Annotated in this window: 16 protein-coding genes; 8 read left to right on the forward strand and 8 right to left on the reverse strand. The window is 61.6% G+C overall.

Annotated features, from left to right (window positions below; all coding sequences use genetic code 11):
* Window positions 1-48: 48 nt before the first annotated feature.
* The 4 genes from HBO11_RS06635 to HBO11_RS06650 form a co-directional block, all read right to left on the reverse strand.
* Entirely contained in the window at window positions 49-510 is a 462-nt protein-coding gene (locus tag HBO11_RS06635; RefSeq protein ID WP_169951861.1) for a hypothetical protein, read from the reverse strand.
* A gap of 183 nt (window positions 511-693) precedes the next feature.
* Window positions 694-1,335, reverse strand: coding sequence for a DUF1345 domain-containing protein (locus HBO11_RS06640; protein WP_169951859.1), 642 nt, complete (start codon window positions 1,333-1,335; stop codon window positions 694-696).
* A gap of 81 nt (window positions 1,336-1,416) precedes the next feature.
* The gene (locus tag HBO11_RS06645; protein ID WP_169951857.1) at window positions 1,417-4,509 is read right to left on the reverse strand and encodes an efflux RND transporter permease subunit; all 3,093 of its coding nucleotides are present in this window, start codon (window positions 4,507-4,509) and stop codon (window positions 1,417-1,419) included.
* 18 nt (window positions 4,510-4,527) lie between these two features.
* Window positions 4,528-5,685: an efflux RND transporter periplasmic adaptor subunit gene (locus HBO11_RS06650; protein ID WP_169951855.1), complete on the reverse strand. Its 1,158-nt coding sequence runs from the start codon at window positions 5,683-5,685 to the stop codon at window positions 4,528-4,530.
* Between the two features lie 198 nt (window positions 5,686-5,883).
* Between HBO11_RS06650 and HBO11_RS06655 the strand changes: the two genes are divergently transcribed.
* From HBO11_RS06655 to nudC, 4 genes are all read left to right on the forward strand, one after another.
* Window positions 5,884-6,585, forward strand: a complete 702-nt coding sequence (locus HBO11_RS06655; protein WP_169951853.1) for a response regulator transcription factor — start codon at window positions 5,884-5,886, stop codon at window positions 6,583-6,585.
* 4 nt (window positions 6,586-6,589) lie between these two features.
* Complete coding sequence (locus tag HBO11_RS06660) at window positions 6,590-7,885, forward strand: ATP-binding protein (RefSeq protein ID WP_169951851.1); 1,296 nt, start codon at window positions 6,590-6,592, stop codon at window positions 7,883-7,885.
* Between the two features lie 255 nt (window positions 7,886-8,140).
* Entirely contained in the window at window positions 8,141-8,953 is an 813-nt protein-coding gene (locus HBO11_RS06665; protein WP_169951849.1) for a crotonase/enoyl-CoA hydratase family protein, read from the forward strand.
* 6 nt (window positions 8,954-8,959) lie between these two features.
* Window positions 8,960-9,793 (forward strand): NAD(+) diphosphatase, encoded by an 834-nt coding sequence (gene nudC / locus HBO11_RS06670; protein WP_169951847.1) that lies wholly within the window; start codon window positions 8,960-8,962, stop codon window positions 9,791-9,793.
* Here nudC and HBO11_RS06675 read toward each other — a convergent pair.
* Window positions 9,761-10,540, reverse strand: coding sequence for a TSUP family transporter (locus tag HBO11_RS06675; RefSeq protein ID WP_029291538.1), 780 nt, complete (start codon window positions 10,538-10,540; stop codon window positions 9,761-9,763). The two genes, nudC and HBO11_RS06675, sit on opposite strands and share 33 nt — an antisense overlap.
* Before the next feature lie 273 nt (window positions 10,541-10,813).
* Here HBO11_RS06675 and sfnG point away from each other — a divergent pair, with 273 nt between their 5' ends.
* On the forward strand, window positions 10,814-11,926 hold the full coding sequence (gene sfnG, locus HBO11_RS06680; protein ID WP_169951845.1) for a dimethylsulfone monooxygenase SfnG: 1,113 nt from the start codon (window positions 10,814-10,816) through the stop codon (window positions 11,924-11,926).
* On the opposite strand, the gene HBO11_RS06685 is transcribed toward sfnG, so the two are convergent.
* Complete coding sequence (locus tag HBO11_RS06685) at window positions 11,915-13,006, reverse strand: GNAT family N-acetyltransferase/peptidase C39 family protein (RefSeq protein WP_169951843.1); 1,092 nt, start codon at window positions 13,004-13,006, stop codon at window positions 11,915-11,917. The genes sfnG and HBO11_RS06685 overlap by 12 nt on opposite strands.
* 92 nt (window positions 13,007-13,098) lie before the next feature.
* On the opposite strand from HBO11_RS06685, the gene HBO11_RS06690 reads away from it, so the two are divergent.
* The gene (locus HBO11_RS06690; protein ID WP_178123665.1) at window positions 13,099-14,685 is read left to right on the forward strand and encodes a RimK family protein; all 1,587 of its coding nucleotides are present in this window, start codon (window positions 13,099-13,101) and stop codon (window positions 14,683-14,685) included.
* Window positions 14,679-15,620, forward strand: a complete 942-nt coding sequence (locus tag HBO11_RS06695; RefSeq protein WP_169951979.1) for a magnesium transporter CorA family protein — start codon at window positions 14,679-14,681, stop codon at window positions 15,618-15,620. The genes HBO11_RS06690 and HBO11_RS06695 overlap by 7 nt, the downstream gene beginning before the upstream one ends.
* Window positions 15,621-15,653: 33 nt before the next feature.
* Here HBO11_RS06695 and map read toward each other — a convergent pair whose 3' ends face one another.
* Both map and HBO11_RS06705 read right to left on the reverse strand, forming a co-directional pair.
* Window positions 15,654-16,409, reverse strand: coding sequence for a type I methionyl aminopeptidase (gene map, locus HBO11_RS06700; RefSeq protein WP_169951841.1), 756 nt, complete (start codon window positions 16,407-16,409; stop codon window positions 15,654-15,656).
* Window positions 16,409-16,609: a ParD-like family protein gene (locus HBO11_RS06705; RefSeq protein ID WP_169951839.1), complete on the reverse strand. Its 201-nt coding sequence runs from the start codon at window positions 16,607-16,609 to the stop codon at window positions 16,409-16,411. The genes map and HBO11_RS06705 overlap by 1 nt, the downstream gene beginning before the upstream one ends.
* A gap of 250 nt (window positions 16,610-16,859) precedes the next feature.
* Here HBO11_RS06705 and ilvA point away from each other — a divergent pair, with 250 nt between their 5' ends.
* Entirely contained in the window at window positions 16,860-17,906 is a 1,047-nt protein-coding gene (gene ilvA / locus HBO11_RS06710) for a threonine ammonia-lyase, biosynthetic (RefSeq protein WP_169951836.1), read from the forward strand.
* Window positions 17,907-17,953 lie beyond the last annotated feature (47 nt).

Here is a 17,953-nt window from a genome sequence, read left to right on the forward strand (position 1 = left end):
AACGCCCGTATCGAAGGATACGGGCGTTTTTTTCTCTTGCATAAGCGATCAACTGGCTAGATCAAAGTTGACGTGTATTGTATGCCTGTTGCCGTTTTCATCCGGATCGGTGGTACCGTTCAATTCACCGCCGAACTTGACAGTGCCTGCTTGCAAGCGTCTAACGGTCAAAGTTCCCGTGGAACACCGCATGGAGTTAGGATTCGGACCGCCCTCAATGGAATACCAGACACTGACTTTATTGATCTGCCACTTATCCAGCTCTAACTCCTGCCCCTGACGAACGGTGTCGGGCAGCCCAATCGTGATTTTTTTCAATGTGATTGAGTTATCAGCATGTCGCGCGTCAAGGCGGTAGATGGCCGCTTCATGGTCATGCACCAGTCTCAAGGTCTGAAAGTGGAGCGGCATATTATCGATACGTGCATCGAATGTGCCAGTTGCAAGAAGGAGCCTGGGGTAAAGCAATTTTTTTTGCTCGGGGGTCAACTGTTGCGCTTGTTCGGTCATGATCGCTTCTCCATCGCTGATGATTGTGCGAGTAACAGAGATGTTGACGGCTCTGTCTGGTCATGAAATAGCACCGCACCTGCGCTGTAAACTGTCAGAACTAACAGTATACGAAGACAACGACTTATGAATGATCTAATGACAATCTAAGCACGCTGCTGTTAATACTCTTTGGCACTTAGACTAACCGAACAACCCCGCCGCGATGTTGATCGAAAAACCCAGGATCGCCGTATTGAACAAAAAACCGATCAACGATTGCCCCAACACCACTTTGCGCATGGTCCGGGTAGCCACCCCCACATCCGAGGTCTGCACGGCAACGCCGATAGTGAAGGAGAAGTACAGGAAGTCCCAGTAGTTGGGGGTCAGTAGCCCTTCGGCAAAGCGCAGCGCCGGTTCCTTGCCCTCCCAGGTGTAATAGAGGCGGGCGTAGTGCACGCTGAAAATCACCCCGATCAGCAACCACGAACCAATCACCGTCACCCCGGTAAAACCGTAATGCAATAGGCGTTCGGTCGTGTCCAGGCCCTTGCTGCCGGCCAGGCCAACCGCAATGGTGGCTAGGCTCGCAATCGCCGCAATGCACACCATGAACAGCACCAGGCCGGCGTTTTCATCCTCGACCTCGGCGATGCGCTTGACGTCTTCGGCCTTGGCACGGATGGTCAGGCGCAGCATCAGCACCAGGTAGGTCCAGACCCCGACGTTCCAGCCGATCAGGATTTTGCTGAGGATTGAGTCGACGGGCGCCAGGATGCCGATTGCCAGTCCCAGGACGGCGGCAGCGGACAGGCGAGGGTGGGTACGGGCGAGAAAAGGCATGATGGCTCACAAACACAGGACATGTGAGCACCATAGCCTATTCCCGTAGGAGCCGGCTTGCCGGCCCCTACAGGGGGGGTATCAATCTTTGCGTTTGCGCACCAGTTTCATGACGACCACAAAGAACACCGGCACAAACACCACCGCCAGCGTCGCAGTGATCATCCCGCCGATCACCCCAGTACCAATCGCCTGCTGGCTCGCCGAACTGGCGCCGGTGGCAATCGCCAACGGCACCACGCCCAGGATAAACGCCAGCGAAGTCATGATGATCGGTCGCAGACGCAAGCGAGCAGCCTTCAATGTCGCCTCGACCAAGTCTTCGCCCTGGTCATACAAGTCCTTGGCAAACTCGATGATCAGGATCGCGTTTTTCGCTGACAGTCCGATGATCGTGATCAGGCCGACCTTGAAGAACACATCGTTGGGCATGCCGCGCAGTGACACCGCCATGACCGCGCCCAATACCCCCAGTGGCACCACCAGCAGCACCGAAGTGGGGATCGACCAGCTTTCATACAGCGCTGCCAGGCACAGGAACACCACCAGCAGCGACAGCATCAGCAGCAGCGGCGCCTGGGAACCCGACAAGCGCTCCTGCAACGACAACCCGGTCCATTCCTGGCCCAGGCCCGCTGGCAATTGGCTGACCAGACGCTGGATTTCTTCCATTGCCTCGCCGGTGCTATGACCCGGTGAAGCTTCACCCGAAATAGCGATGGCCGGGTAACCGTTGTAACGGGTCAACTGCGCCGGGCCCTGGACCCAGCGCGCTTGGACAAACGCCGACAGCGGCACCATTTTCCCGGCGTTGTTGCGCACATGGATCTTCATCAGGTCTTCGACCTGGCTGCGCTGGTCGCCTTCGGCCTGCACCACCACGCGCTGCATGCGGCCCTGGTTGGGGAAGTCGTTGATATAGGCCGAGCCAACGGCCGAGGACAGGATATTGCCCACATCGGCAAACGACACGCCCAGGGCGTTGGCCCGCTTGCGGTCCACCTCCAACTGCACTTGCGGCGCCTCGGCCAGGGCGCTTTCGCGCACATTGGCCAGGATCGGGCTTTTTTCCGCCGCCGCCAGCAGCTCGGTACGCGCCGCCATCAACGCGGCATGGCCCACGCCGCCACGGTCCTGCAAACGGAACTCAAAGCCGCTGGAGGTGCCCAGGCCGTCCACCGGTGGCGGCAGCACGGCATAGGCCATCGCATCCTTGAGTTCGGTAAAGGCCATGTTGGCGCGATCGGCAATCGAGGCCGCCGAATCGTCGCTGCTGCGCTCGGACCAGTCCTTGAGCGTGGTAAACGCCAGCGCCGCGTTCTGCCCGGAGCCGGAGAAGCTGAAGCCCATGATCATCGTCGTATCACCGACGCCCGGCTCGGTGGCGTTGTGCGCCTCGATCTGCTCGGCCACCAGCACCGTACGGTTCTTGCTCGCGCCCGGCGGCAACTGGATATCCGTGATCGTATACCCCTGGTCTTCCACTGGCAGGAACGAGGCGGGCAGGCGGCTGAACAGGAAGCCCAGGCCCACCAGCAAGACCAGGTAGATCAGCAGGTAGCGGCCGCTGCGCTTGAGGGCATAGGCGACCCAGCCTTCGTAGCGGTCGGTCAGTTGTTCAAAGCGCCGGTTGAACCAACCAAAGAACCCGCCCTTGGCATGGTGCTCGCCCTTGGCAATTGGCTTGAGCAACGTGGCGCACAGGGCCGGGGTCAAGGACAGGGCAAGAAACGCCGAGAACAGGATCGAGGTGGCCATCGACAGCGAGAACTGCTGGTAGATCACCCCCACCGAACCCGGCATAAACGCCATCGGCAGGAACACCGCCACCAGCACCAGGGTAATGCCGATGATCGCCCCGGTAATCTGGCCCATGGCCTTGCGTGTGGCTTCCTTGGGCGACAGGCCCTCCGTGACCATGATCCGCTCGACGTTCTCCACCACCACAATCGCATCGTCCACCAGGATGCCGATGGCCAGCACCATGCCGAACATGGTCAGCACGTTGATCGAGAAACCCAGCAACAGCATGGTGGCGAAGGTGCCCATCAGTGCAATCGGCACCACCAGCGTCGGGATCAGGGTGTAGCGGATGTTCTGCAGGAACAGGAACATCACCGCAAACACCAGCGCCATCGCCTCCAGCAGGGTGTAGATCACCTTGGTGATCGAGACCTTGACGAACGGCGAGGTGTCGTACGGGATCTTGTACTCGACGTTGGCCGGGAAGTAGCGCGACAGCTCATCCATCTTCGCCCGCACCAGGGTCGCGGTGCTCAAGGCATTGGCGCCGGGCGACAGCTGCACGCTGACGGCGGTGGAAGGCTTGCCGTTCAACCGCGTGGAGAACTGGTACTCCTGGCTGCCGACCTCGACCCGCGCGACGTCGCCAATGCGCACGGTGGAACCGTCCGGGTTGGCCTTGAGCACAATGTCGGCAAATTCGGCGGGGGTGGAGAGCTGGCCCTTGACCAGAATCGACGCGGTGATTTCCTGGGTATTGGTGCCTGGCAAATCACCGATGCTGCCGGCCGAAACCTGGGCGTTCTGCGCGGTAATCGCGGCGTTGACGTCGGCCGGGGTCAGGTTGAAACCAATGAGTTTCTGCGGATCGATCCAGATCCGCATCGCCCGCTCGGCGCCATACAGTTGCGCCTTGCCCACACCGTCCAGGCGCTTGAGCTCGTTCATCACGTTGCGCGCCAGGTAGTCGCTGAGCGCCACGTCGTCGAGCTTGCCGTCACTGGAGGTCAGGGTTACCAACAGCAGGAAGCCGGCAGACACTTTTTCCACCTGCAGGCCTTGCTGGGTCACCGCTTGCGGCAAGCGCGGCTCTACGGCTTTGAGGCGGTTCTGCACGTCGACCTGGGCCATTTCCGGGTTGGTTCCCGGCTGGAAGGTCGCGGTGATGGTGGCCGAGCCGAGGCTGCTCTGGGATTCGAAATACAACAGGTGGTCGGCCCCGTTGAGCTCCTGCTCGATCAGGCTGACCACGCTTTCGTCCAGGGTCTGCGCCGACGCACCGGGGTACGTCGCATAGATTTCCACTTTCGGTGGCGCGACGTTGGGGTACTGCGCCACGGGCAACTGCGGGATGGCGAGGGCGCCGGCCAGCAGGATAAACAGGGCGACCACCCAGGCGAAGATCGGGCGGTCAATAAAGAACTGCGGCATTGTCTCTGATCCCTATGATTACTGGCCGGCTGCCTGGGCGACAGGCGCGGTGCTGGCATCCACTTCGACTTTTTCACCGGGGCGCGCATGTTGCAGGCCTTCGACGATGATGCGGTCCCCGGCCTTCAAGCCGCTGTTGACCACCCAACGATCATTGACCGCTGCGCCCAATTCCACCGGTTGCTGGCTGACGTTCTGCTCGGCATCCACCAGCAACACCATGGGGATACCGGCGCTGTCGCGGGTGATTGCGCGCTGCGGCACGCTCAGGCCTTGCTGGTCGACGGCCTGCTCCAGGCGTACACGGATAAAGCTGCCGGGCAACAGGTCGAGGTCCGGGTTGGGGAATTCGCTGCGCAGGATGATCTGCCCGGTGCCGGGGTCTACGGAGATTTCCGCGAACAGCAACTTGCCCGGCAGCGGGTAGAGGCTGCCGTCATCCTGAATCAGCGTGGCCTTGGCCTGGTTTTGGCCCACTTGCTTCAAATGCCCGGCGCGGAAGGCGCGGCGCAGGTCATTGAGTTCGCGGGTGGACTGGGTGAGGTCGGCGTGGATCGGGTCCAACTGCTGGATCACGGCCATGGGCGTGGCTTCGTTCTGGCCCACCAGCGCGCCTTCGGTCACCAGCGCACGGCCGATACGCCCGGAGATCGGCGCGGTGACGGTGGCATAGCCGAGGTTGAGCTTGGCACGCTGCACCGCTGCCTGGTTGGCCGCGACCTCAGCGGCCGTTTGCCGGGCGGCGGCGCGGGCGTTGTCGTAGTCCTGGGCGCTGATGGCATTGCCTTCGACTAGTTGGCTATAGCGCTGCTCTTGCAGACGCGCCTGGAAGGCATTGGCCTCAGCCTTGCGCAGGCTGGCCTGGGCACTGTCGAGGTCGGCCTTGAACGGCGCCGGGTCAATACGGAACAGCACGTCGCCCTGTTTGACGTCATGGCCTTCGTTGAACACCCGTTGCAACACCACGCCTGCGACCCGGGCGCGCACTTCGGCAATGCGTGGCGCGGCAATCCGTCCGCTCAGCTCGCTGCTGATGGACAGGGGTTTGGCTTCGAGGGTTTCGATCCGTACCTTGGCCAGGGGCATTTGCGGGGCGTCGTCCGCAGAGTTGCCACAGGCACCCAGGGCCAACGTCAGTGCCAGCAGGCAAAACGGCGCAAACAGATTCTTTGACATGCTCTTATCCCAATATTGACTGGCGCATCCTACGGACGCCCCCGGCTCGGTGCTGTGAAGCTGTGTAGGTGGTGTGTGAAGAAATGTAAGGTACGGCGCACGCCGAGGCGCCTGCGTATATCCTTCACGGCCGTGGATCCTAACAAGCTCTTCTGATCAATGACGATCTAATGTGAAACTGTATTATTTGGAAGCACCATGCCCAACATCCTCCTGGTCGAAGACGACGCCGCGCTGTCCGAGCTGATTGCCAGTTACCTTGAACGCAATGGCTATCACGTCAATGTGCTCAGCCGTGGCGACCACGTACGCGAGCGGGCCAGGCTCAACCCGCCGGACCTGGTGATCCTCGACCTGATGCTGCCGGGCCTGGATGGCCTGCAAGTCTGCCGCCTGCTGCGCGCCGACTCGGCCGGCCTGCCGATCCTGATGCTCACCGCCCGCGATGACAGCCATGACCAGGTGCTGGGCCTGGAGATGGGCGCCGATGACTACGTGACCAAACCCTGCGAGCCACGGGTGCTGCTGGCCCGGGTGCGCACTCTGTTGCGCCGCAGCAGCCTCAGCGAGCCACAGGCGGCCAATGACCAGATCATCATGGGCAACCTGTGCATCGACCTGTCGGAGCGCGCCGTGACCTGGCGCGGCCAGGCGGTGGAGCTGTCCAGCGGTGAATACAACCTGTTGGTGGTGCTGGCCCGGCATGCCGGTGAAGTGCTCAGCCGCGACCAGATCCTGCAGCGCCTGCGGGGCATCGAGTTCAACGGCACCGACCGCTCGGTGGATGTGGCCATTTCCAAGCTGCGGCGCAAGTTCGACGACCATGCCGGCGAGGCGCGCAAGATCAAGACGGTGTGGGGCAAGGGTTACCTGTTCAGCCGTTCCGAGTGGGAATGCTGACAGCATGTTCCGGCTCCTGATCCGTCTCTACCTGCTGACCATCGTGACCTACAGCGCGGCGATCTACCTGATTCCCATGGGCATCATCGAGGTCTTCCATCATCGCTACATGAACTACAACCTCGAGCAATCCCGGGGCTTGCAGAGCCTGATCGTGCGTCAGTACCACAGCCGGCCGGTGGAGCGCTGGTCCGAGGTCACCGACCAGTTGGCCCGGGACTTTGCGCCCTTGAAGGTGCAATTGCTGCATCGCCAGGATGCCCGCTATACGCCGGCCGAGGAGCGGTTGCTGGAGCAGGGCAAACCGGTCATCCGCCTGGGGGAGTGGGGCTGGATGGAAGAAATCAGCTCGCCGCTCAATGACCAATTGGCGGTCAAGCTGACCATCCCGCCCGACCCGCTGGACATGAACCTGCTGTACTGGACCATGAACGTACTGATCGGCGCGGCGCTGCTGGGGGGCCTGTTGCTGTGGCTGCGCCCGCACTGGCGCGACCTGGAACGCCTCAAGGCCACAGCCGCGCAACTGGGCCGTGGTCATCTGGAAGAACGCACACACATTCCGCCCAGCTCCAACATCGGCAGCCTGGCGGCGGTGTTCGACACCATGGCCAATGACATCGAACACCTGCTCAACCAGCAGCGTGACTTGCTCAACGCCGTGTCCCACGAACTGCGTACCCCGCTGACCCGCCTGGACTTCGGCCTGGCCCTGGCGCTGTCCGAAGACCAACCGGCCGCCAGCCGCGAACGCCTGCAAGGCCTGGTGGCGCACATCCGCGAGCTGGATGAGTTGGTGCTGGAGCTGCTGTCCTACAGCCGCCTGCAAAACCCGGCACAACTGCCCGAGCGGGTGGAAGTGGTGCTGGATGAGTTTATCGACAGCATCCTGGGCAGCATCGACGACGAACTGGAGAACCCCGAGATTGTGATTGATGTGGTGCTGGACTGCGCGGTGGAGCGTTTTACCCTCGACCCACGCCTCACCGCCCGCGCCCTGCAAAACCTGCTGCGCAATGCCATGCGCTATTGCGAGCGACGCATCCAGATTGGCGTCAAGGTCTGCGCCAAGGGCTGCGAAATCTGGGTGGATGACGACGGCATCGGCATCCCCGAAGAGCAGCGTGCGCGGATTTTCGAACCGTTCTACCGCCTGGACCGCAGCCGCGACCGCGCCACCGGTGGCTTCGGCCTGGGCCTGGCGATCAGCCGCCGGGCCGTCGAAGCACAGGGCGGCACACTCACCGCCCAGGCCTCGCCACTGGGCGGCGCACGCCTGCGCCTGTGGCTGCCTACCTGACTGTCTGTCTAGAGCGGGCTTGTGTGGGAGCGGGCTTGTCGGATCGCCGCATCGCCGCGAAGACGTCGGCCCAGCGAACATTGATGTTGACTGACCCACTGCTTTCGCGAGCAAGCCCGCTCCCACACAAGCCCGCTGCCACATTGATGGGTGTTTTTCTGCAGTCCTGCTTTTGGCATATGCGCAGCCTTACCGCCCCTGACGCACCCTTGCTATAGTTCGGCCCTTATCAGCCGCCAGCCAAGGATCACTGCCATGTCCGAATACCAAGCCTTTGTCGTCGAACTCCACGGCAACGTCGCCCATGTGCAGATCAATCGCCCAGAAAAAATCAACGCCATGAACGCGGCGTTCTGGAGCGAAATCATCGAGATTTTCCAATGGATCGACGATACCGACGCGGTGCGCGCGGTGGTGTTGAGCGGCGCCGGCAAGCATTTTTCCTCGGGCATCGACCTGATGATGCTGGCCTCGGTGGCCAATGAGTTTGGCAAGGACGTGGGGCGCAATGCGCGCCTGCTGCGGCGCAAGATCCTGCAACTGCAAGCCTCGTTCAACGCCGTGGATAACTGCCGCAAGCCGGTGCTGGCGGCGATCCAGGGCTACTGCATCGGCGGCGCCATCGACCTGATCAGCGCCTGCGACATGCGTTACGCCGCTGACGATGCGCAATTCTCGATCAAGGAAATCGACATCGGCATGGCCGCCGACGTCGGCACCCTGCAACGCCTGCCACGCATCATCGGCGACGGCATGCTGCGCGAACTGGCCTACACCGGGCGCACCTTTGGCGCCGAAGAAGCGCGCAGCATCGGCCTGGTCAACCGGACCTTTGCCGACCACGCAAGCCTGCTGGCCGGGGTGATGGACCTTGCCGCGCAAATCGCCGCCAAATCGCCGATTGCCGTGACCGGCACCAAGGCCATGATCAGCTACATGCGTGACCACAGCATCAACGACGGCCTGGAATACGTTGCCACCTGGAACGCTGCTATGTTGCAATCCAACGACCTGCGCGTGGCCATTGCGGCCCATATGAGTAAGCAGAAACCCGAATTCGTGGATTGACTGAACATGACCCCAGGCTGGATTACCACAACGCTGCTGGACAACGACGCCCCCGGTGGCTGGGCTGTGGCCCGCAGCCGCGAAGGCTTTTTGGTGGATGACAACGGGCCGCTGTTTCCCAGGGAGTGGCTCAAGCGCCAGGACCTGCCGGTGTTGGCCGAGCATGGCATTGGCCATCTGGACGGCGAGCCTGTGTATCTGCTGGAGCTGAACAGCCCCGGCGACGTGCCAGGTTGCCGCTGGCAAGGCTTGCGGGCGTTTATGCTGCAAGGCGATCACCGCCTGTACAAAGTCCTGGGCTATGCCGCACAAATCGGCACCTGGGCCCGCGAGCACCGCTTTTGCGGCAGTTGCGGGCAGGCGATGGTGCAGGTACCCCGCGAGCGCGCGATGTTCTGCAAGGCGTGCGACCTGCGCAGTTACCCGCGTATTTCACCGAGCATGATTGTGCTGATCACCCGTGGCGATGAGATTCTGCTGGCCCGTTCGCCGCGTTTCGTCACTGGGGTCTACAGCACCCTGGCCGGGTTTGCCGAGCCCGGGGAGTCTGCCGAAGACTGCCTGATCCGCGAAGTGCGCGAGGAAGTGCAGGTTGAAGTGCAGAACATCCAGTACGTGGGCAGCCAGTGCTGGCCGTTCCCCCATTCCATGATGCTGGGCTTTCACGCCGAGTACGCCGGGGGCGAGATCGTGCCCCAGGCCGATGAGATTGAAGATGCGCAGTGGTTCAACATCCACCAGTTGCCGCCGCTGCCGGCCTCGCGCTCGATTGCCCGCTACCTCATCGACCTGTATGTGGCGCGCCGTCTAGGCCACGCTGAACCAGTGCTGCCAGGCTAGGCGCACGGTCAGGCCGAGGACCACGGTGATAAACACCGGGCGAATGAATTTGGCGCCGCCGCTGATGGCACTGCGAGCGCCAAAGAACGCGCCCACCATCACCGACAGGCCCATGCTCAGGCCGACAATCCAGTCCACCGAACCGTTGAAGATAAACACCGATAACGCCGCCGCGTTGCTGACGAAGTTCATGCTGCGCGCCACGCCGCTGGCCTTGACCAGGTCCACCGGGTACATCAGCAGCGTGCTGACGGTCCAGAACGCCCCGGTGCCGGGGCCCGCCACACCATCATAGAAACCCAGGCCGAAGCCTTGGGTCGACTGCCATTTCTTCTTGATCGGCGCATCGGCGTCCAGCGGCGCCTTGGGCGTGCCGCCAAACAACAGGTAGATGCCGCAGGCAAAGACGATCACCGGCAGCATCTTGTTCAGCCACTCGGCGGGCAAGTAATGGGCAACGACGGCCCCAACCAGCGCGCCGACCAGCGTGCCGACGATGGCATGCACCCATTGGCGCGGGTGGAACAGCTTGCGCCGGTAGAAGGTAAAGCTGGCGGTGGCCGAGCCGAAGGTCGAACTCAGTTTGTTGGTGCCCAGCACCAGGTGGGGCGGCATGCCGGCGGTGAGCAGGGCCGGGGTGGTGAGCAAGCCGCCACCGCCGGCAATGGCGTCGATAAAACCGGCAATAAAGGCAACCACGGCGAGGATGGCCAGGGTGGTGAGGTCAACGCTGAGTTCAAAAGGCATGGAGGCGACTTATTTTCGGCGAGGCGCAGAAAGGGGCTGCGCGAAAGTCCGATAGCTTACCTATAACCGATTGTCAGGGCGACTGTTGCGACACACCCGCGCAGGTGAGGTAGGTGTTGTGCCAGCAACAGTGATCCAACAAACCATCCACCAAGGCAACATTGCCCGGCCCAGGCACGCAGGGTCCAAACGCCCGTGCCGCGTGGCTTGGCCCACACTGGCACGCTTGCTGCTCCACCACTTGCACAATCTTTGTGTGCGAGGTACCGAGCCATGACTCAGCAAGCCGTGAAATTTGCCTATTGGGTGCCCAATGTCAGTGGTGGCCTGGTGGTCAGCAAGGTCGAACAACGTACCGACTGGGGCATCGACTACAACCGCAAACTGGCCCAACTGGCCGAGGAGGCAGGGTTTGAGTACGCCTTGACGCAAATCCGCTTCACCGCCGGCTACGGTGCCGAATACCAGCATGAATCCGTGGCCTTCAGCCACGCGCTGCTAGCCGCCACCCGCACACTGAAGGTGATCGCGGCGATCCTGCCGGGCCCCTGGCAGCCGGCGTTGGCGGCCAAGCAGCTGGCCACCATCGATCAACTGACCGATGGCCGGGTGGCGGTGAACATCGTCAGCGGCTGGTTCAAGGGCGAGTTCCAGGCCATTGGCGAGCACTGGCTGGAGCATGACGAGCGCTATCGGCGCTCCGAAGAATTCATCCGCGCCCTGAAGGGCATCTGGACCAAGGATGACTTTACCTTCAAGGGTGATTTCTACCGCTTCAACAATTACACCCTCAAGCCCAAGCCCCTGGGGCAACCGCACCCGGAGATTTTCCAGGGTGGCAGCTCCCGTGCGGCACGGGATATGGCGGCGCGGGTGTCGGACTGGTATTTCACCAACGGCAATACGCCGCAGGGGATCAAGGCCCAGGTCGATGACATCCGGGCCAAGGCCGCCGCCAATAACCATTCGGTCAAGATCGGGGTCAACGCATTTGTGATCGCCCGTGACACCGAAGAAGAGGCCCAGGCGGTGTTGGCCGAAATCATCGACAAGGCCGACCCGGACGCGGTCAACGCCTTTGGTGATGCGGCCAGGCAAGCAGGCAAGGCGTCGCCCGAAGGTGAGGGCAACTGGGCCAAGTCCAGCTTCGCTGACCTGGTGCAGTACAACGACGGTTTCAAGACCAACCTGATCGGCACGCCCCGGCAGATCGCCGAGCGCATCGTCGCGCTCAAGGCGGTGGGGGTGGACCTGGTGCTGGCGGGCTTCCTGCATTTTCAGGAGGAGGTGGCGTATTTTGGCCAGCGCGTGCTGCCCCTGGTGCGCGAGCTGGAAGCCAAGGCTGCGGCGGCCGGCAGCGCCAGGGCGACGGCGTTACCGGTATAGCACCACCGCCGCACGCAGTTGGTTGTTGCCAAAGCGGCACATCCGCTCGAACTCCCCATGGCTGACCGGCAGGTGCTGGCAGTCCATGGGCTGGCGGTGCTGGCTATGGTCCACGTCGGGATCATGCAGGTAGACAAACTCTTGATCGCAGTCGGTCACGATCACCCAATGCGGTGACTTGGAGCGCGTCAGCCGGTAACTGCTGATCAGCACCAGCGGCTGACCGCCGTCGTCCAGGACCTGCGGCAGGTCCAGCGCACCGCCAAATACCTGCTGCACATTACTGCGGGCCAACTCATCCGCGAATCCCTCATGCACCAGGCGCATCACCTCTTTTTTATGCAGGTTGCGCACGCCATCGAGAAACAGCGGCCCACGCACGTTGACCTGCATGCGTACAGCAAACCCCCGGCGCCACGCGGCCAGGGCCAGGCCCTGGGGGCTGCAACCGCCGTGGCCGGCGGTCATGAACACGGTGGTTGCTTCGCGCCAGATCTGCAGTTCTTCGCGGCGCAGTGACTCACGCCCAGGTAACAGGGCACCCATGGCCATCAGCAAACAGGCGGCGCCGCAGGTAAAGTCAGTGGTCTGCTGATAGTAGGGGACACTCAAGGCGCGGGCGTGCGCGGGCTGGAGGATGCGTTTTTCCAGGCGCAGGGCGTCGGTATGGTCGGCGTAATAGTCGTTAATCAGGGCAAAACGCCGGTAGCCAGCGCGCTCATACAACGCGATGGCGCCTGGGTTATCGGTGCGCACCTCAAGGCGCAGGTACGCACAGTCGTGGGCCACGGCGCAGGCTTCGATGCGCGCCAGCAACTGCCGGCCCAGGCCCATGCCCCGGGCCGGCGCGGCAATGGCCAGGGAGTACAGGCGCGCCAACGAGGTGCCGCGATGGAACAGCACCAGGGCATAACCGACCAATTGCCCGGCATTTTCGGCCACCAGCAACTGCGCGTGGGCACGGCTGATCATCCACTGGAAACTGCGGGCAGACAGCCGGTCAGTGGTGAAACAGTGCTGCTCCAACATTACCAATGCTGGCAAGTCTTCGAGGGTTGCAACGCGAAAGGAAAGAGTCATATAACCGCCGTAAAAGTTGCGTAACTAAACGAGACTTCTGTGAAAGATCGTGCTTAATAGAAAAGGTCAAGTTCTCTAGCGGATCAATCAATATGTCAGCGGTACAAAGTCATTGGCGAGAAGTATCCGAGCAAACCGTCGCGGCGACAATAACTTCCAGCGGATATTTTTCTACCCCGCCCAAGAGCCCAAGCCAAGTCGTGATTATTGTTGAACGCAAGGAAGACTGGGCCTCGTACTTCCCTAGCGAAGATATAGTCACCGCCCAGGAATACCTCGAACACTCCCGGGAAAACGAGGCGGGCAAACGGGTCCAGGTGATCAACCTGTGCCGCAGCTACAAGTACCTGGGGCATGGTTACTACTGCTCGCTGCTGGCCGAGGCGCGGGGGCACAAGGTGATTCCGTCGGTGCGCACCATCAGCGAGCTGACAAAGAAATCCTTGTATGGCCTGGCCCTGGATGACCTGGATAAAACCCTCGATAAAGCGTTGAGTCATCACCTTTACAGCAATACCGAAGGTTTTACCCTGACACTTTATTTCGGTCGGACCAATATTGAACCGTTGCAGGATTTGGCCCGGCAGTTATTTGAGGCTTTCCCGTGTCCGATCCTGTTAGTTGAGTTTCGTAAACATAACGGCTGGCATATCGAAGGTATCAAGTCTGGAGTCTTACATAAGTTGCGCGATGATCAGGAAGATCAATTCGCCCATGCCCTGGACAACTTCAGTCGCCGGATCTGGCGCCAACCCCGTTCGCGGCGGCTGGCCCGTTATGACCTGGCGATCCTGCATGATCCCCAGGAGCAATTGCCGCCGTCCAATGCCAAGGCCCTGGAAAATTTCGTGCGGGTGGGCAAGGGCCTGGGGATCGATGTGGAGCTGATCGAACGCAAGGACTACGCGCGGCTGGCCGAATACGACGCCTTGTTGATTCGTGAGACGACCAGTGTCGACAACCATACCTACCGCTTCGCCAAGAAAGCCGAGAGTGAAGGGCTGGTGGTAATGGATGACCCGGCGTCGATCCTGCGCTGTACCAATAAGGTCTACCTCACGGATATGCTCAAGAGCCATCAGTTGGGCATGCCCGCCACCGAAATTCTGTACAAGGAGCGACCGCAAGATTTCGAACGGGTCGGCGAGCGCCTGGGCTTCCCCCTGGTGCTGAAAATCCCCGACGGTTGTTTCTCCCGAGGGGTGATCAAAGTGGAAAGCCAGGAGGCGTTGCTGGCCGCCACGGCCGAGCTGTTCGAACACTCGGTGCTGCTACTGGCCCAGGAGTTTTTCTATACCGAGTACGACTGGCGCATTGGCGTACTCAACCGCAAGCCGATCTTTGCTTGCCAATATTTCATGTCCAAGGGCCACTGGCAGATCTACAACCACAAGGCCATCGGCCAGGATATCAACGGCGAATGCCGGACCCTGGCGGTGCACGAGGCCCCCAAGGCCGTCGTGGAACTGGCAGTCAAGACCGCCAACCTGATCGGCGATGGCTTGTACGGCGTGGACTTGAAGCAGTCCGGCGACAAAGTGGTGGTGATCGAGGTCAACGACAACCCGAACATGGACGCCGGGATCGAAGACGCCTACTTGCAGGACGACCTGTACTCCCTGGTGCTGGAAGAGTTCGTGCGCCGCCTGGAGCTCAAACGCCAGGGCCAGGTCTGGTGATCTGCTTTGAGCTCAACGAGGGCGCGCTGCGCCGCACCGAGCGCGACAATGCCGAGATCCTGCTGTTCAACAATCCCGACAGCGATGAGCGTGAATTGCTGCGCGAGCGCTATAAAGTCGATGAGCACGCGCTGGCGTCGGCACTGGACCCGGACGAGGTGTCGCGCATCGAATTCCACCCAGACAACCTGTTTCTGATCTGGAAGCGCCCGCAAAACTACTCCGGGGGCAGCAACCTGGTGTTTGAAGTGTCGTCCTGTGGCTTGCTGTTTTCCCCCGACCGCCTGCTGGTGATTGCTACCGACGACAGCCAGTTGTCGGGCCTCGGCGCGCGCCGACCGCTGCATACACCGCTGGACGTGTTGCTGGACCTGCTGCTGAACAACATCCACCACTACCTGGGCCACCTCAAGGTGATCAAGCTGGTCGCCCGCGAGTTGCAGCAGCAGTTCAACGCCTCCATGAGCAATCGCCACCTGATGCAGATGTTCAGCCTCAGCGAGAGCCTGATCTATTACATCAACGCGCTGCACAGTAATGGCGCGGTCTTGACGCGCTTGCGCAACCACGGCGAAAAAGAACACTTCAGCGCGCAGACCCTGGGCCTGATCGACGACCTGATCATCGAGAACAACCAGTGCTACAAGCAGGCGGAGATCTACTCCAACGTGTTCTCCGGGCTGATCGATGCCCGGGGCAACCTGATGAACAACAGCATGAACAACCTGCTGCGCAAGCTGACGCTGATCAACGTGGTGTTCCTGCCGCTGAATCTGATCGCCAGCATTGGTGGCATGTCCGAGTTCAGCATGATGACGGCGGGGACGCCGTGGTGGGTGGCGTACCCGTTGTTTTTGCTGGCAATGGCGTTGGGCGCGGCGGGGATGGTGCTGGGGCTGCGGCGGATTGCCAAGGGCGGCGGCAAAGCGGGGTGACCGGGCCCCGCATTCGCGCCGGTGCAGGCGGGCTTAGGCGCCGGCCTGCAGGGTCAACACTTCAAAACCCTCTGCGGTGACGGCCACCGTATGTTCCCACTGGGCCGACAGGCTGTTGTCACGGGTCACCACGGTCCAGCCATCCTTGAGGCTGCGCACCTTGGCGCTGCCCTGGTTGAGCATCGGCTCGATGGTGAACACCATGCCTTCGCGCAGGGTCAGGCCGGTGCCTGGGCGGCCGAAGTGCAGGATTTGCGGCTCTTCATGCATTTCCCGGCCAATCCCATGCCCGCAATACTCGCGCACCACACTGTAGCCATTGGCCTGGGCGTGGCTCTGGATCGCATGGCCGATATCCCCCAGGCGGGCGCCGGGCTTGACCTGGCGGATACCGGCCCACATCGCCTCGAAGGTCTGCTCCACCAGGCGCCGGGCCTTGGGCGCGACGGCTCCGATCATGTACATCTTGCTGGAGTCGGCGATAAAGCCGCCTTTTTCCAGGGTGATGTCGATATTGACGATATCGCCATCCTTCAACACGTCCTTGGCACTTGGCATGCCATGGCACACCACCTCGTTGATGGAGGTGTTGATGCTGAAGGGGTAGTCGTACTGCCCCAGGCTGGCGGGGCGGGCTTGCAGGTCCTGGCGGATAAATGCCTCGACGGCTGCATCCAGTTCCAGGGTGGTCTGGCCGGCCGCGACCCGGTTGTCGAGCAGGGTGAACACCTGGCCCAGCAGGCGCCCGGCTTCGCGCATCACGGCAATCTGTGCAGGGGTCTTGATCATCAGCTGCGCCCCCGGATCAGGTCGGGTTTGTCGAGCAACAGTTTGTTGATCAGGTCGTTGTAGGCCAGGTGCGGATTGAGTTCGGCCAGCAGGCCGATCTTGATCCAGAACTCTGCCTGGGCGTTGATGGAGCGGTCCATCGTGGCGCTGGCCAGTCGGATTTGTTCATGCAGTTGGTCGGTGATCTTGACGATGCCCATGGGGTTCACTGTGTAGAGTTTATATACAAAGCGTATACGTTTCGTATATTGCTCGTAAACCCCGGTGTTGACTTGCCCAGGACCGGCGGTTAGTTTTGTTGCATGACATTACAAACCTATCGTTCCCAGCCAAGCATTATTACCGCCATTCCTCATTTGGCGGGATAGCGTTCGGCTGTACCCAAACCCGCCCTAGAGGCGGGTTTTGTTTTTCCGTCTCCAGGGCTCTGTCAAACGCCAGGAGACACCCATGAGTAGCCCGCTGCCGCAGTCCACCGCCGACGATGGATTGCTTGAGCATTACGTGAAGAAAATCCTCGCCGCGCCGGTCTACGACCTGGCGGTACGCACGCCGTTGCAGGCCGCCCCGGCGCTGTCGGCGTTGCTTGGCAATCAGATCCTGCTCAAGCGCGAAGACCTGCAGCCGACGTTTTCCTTCAAGATTCGCGGCGCCTACAACAAGCTGGTGCAGCTTGGCGAGGCGCAAAAAGCCTGCGGGGTGATCACCGCCTCGGCAGGCAACCATGCCCAGGGCGTGGCATTGGCGGCGCGCGAGCTGGGGATCAAGGCGACGATTGTGATGCCCAGCACCACACCCGAATTGAAAGTACTTGGCGTGCGTTCGCGGGGCGCCGACGCGGTGTTGCACGGCGCCAGTTTCCCGTTCGCCCTGGCCCACGCGTTGCAGTTGGCCGAACAGTCGGGCGCGACCTTTGTGTCGCCGTTCGATGATCCCGACGTGATCGCGGGGCAGGGCACCGTTGCCATGGAAATCCTGCGCCAGCAACAAGGTGCACTGGACGCGATCTTCGTGCCCGTGGGCGGTGGTGGCTTGATCGCCGGCATCGCGGCCTACATCAAGTATTTGCGCCCGCAAGTGCGGGTCATAGGCGTGGAGCCTGAAGGCTCAAGTTGCCTGCTGGCGGCCTTGCGTGCAGGCGAGCGGGTGATATTGCCCAGCGTCGACAGCTTTGCCGATGGCACCGCAGTGGCGCAGATCGGCGCCTACGGCTTTGAAATCTGCCGCGAGCATGTCGATGAAGTGATCACCGTCAGCAACGATGAACTGTGCAGCGCGATCAAGCTGATCTACGACGACACTCGCTCCATCACCGAGCCCTCCGGTGCCCTGGCGGTTGCCGGGATCCGCCGCTATGTGACACGCACCGGGGCCCGGGGGCAGACGCTGGTGGCGATCAACTCCGGGGCCAACATCAACTTCGATAGCCTGCGCCACGTGGCTGAGCGAGTGGCGGCGCAACAGCACAGCCTGAATGTAGGCGTTGTCGAGCGTTAGCGAGGCTACGATGGCGCCAGCAACTACACCTCGTCCATTGTGGGAGC

The sequence above is a fragment of the Pseudomonas sp. WS 5010 genome (assembly GCF_012985565.1).
Classification (GTDB): Bacteria; Pseudomonadota; Gammaproteobacteria; order Pseudomonadales; family Pseudomonadaceae; genus Aquipseudomonas.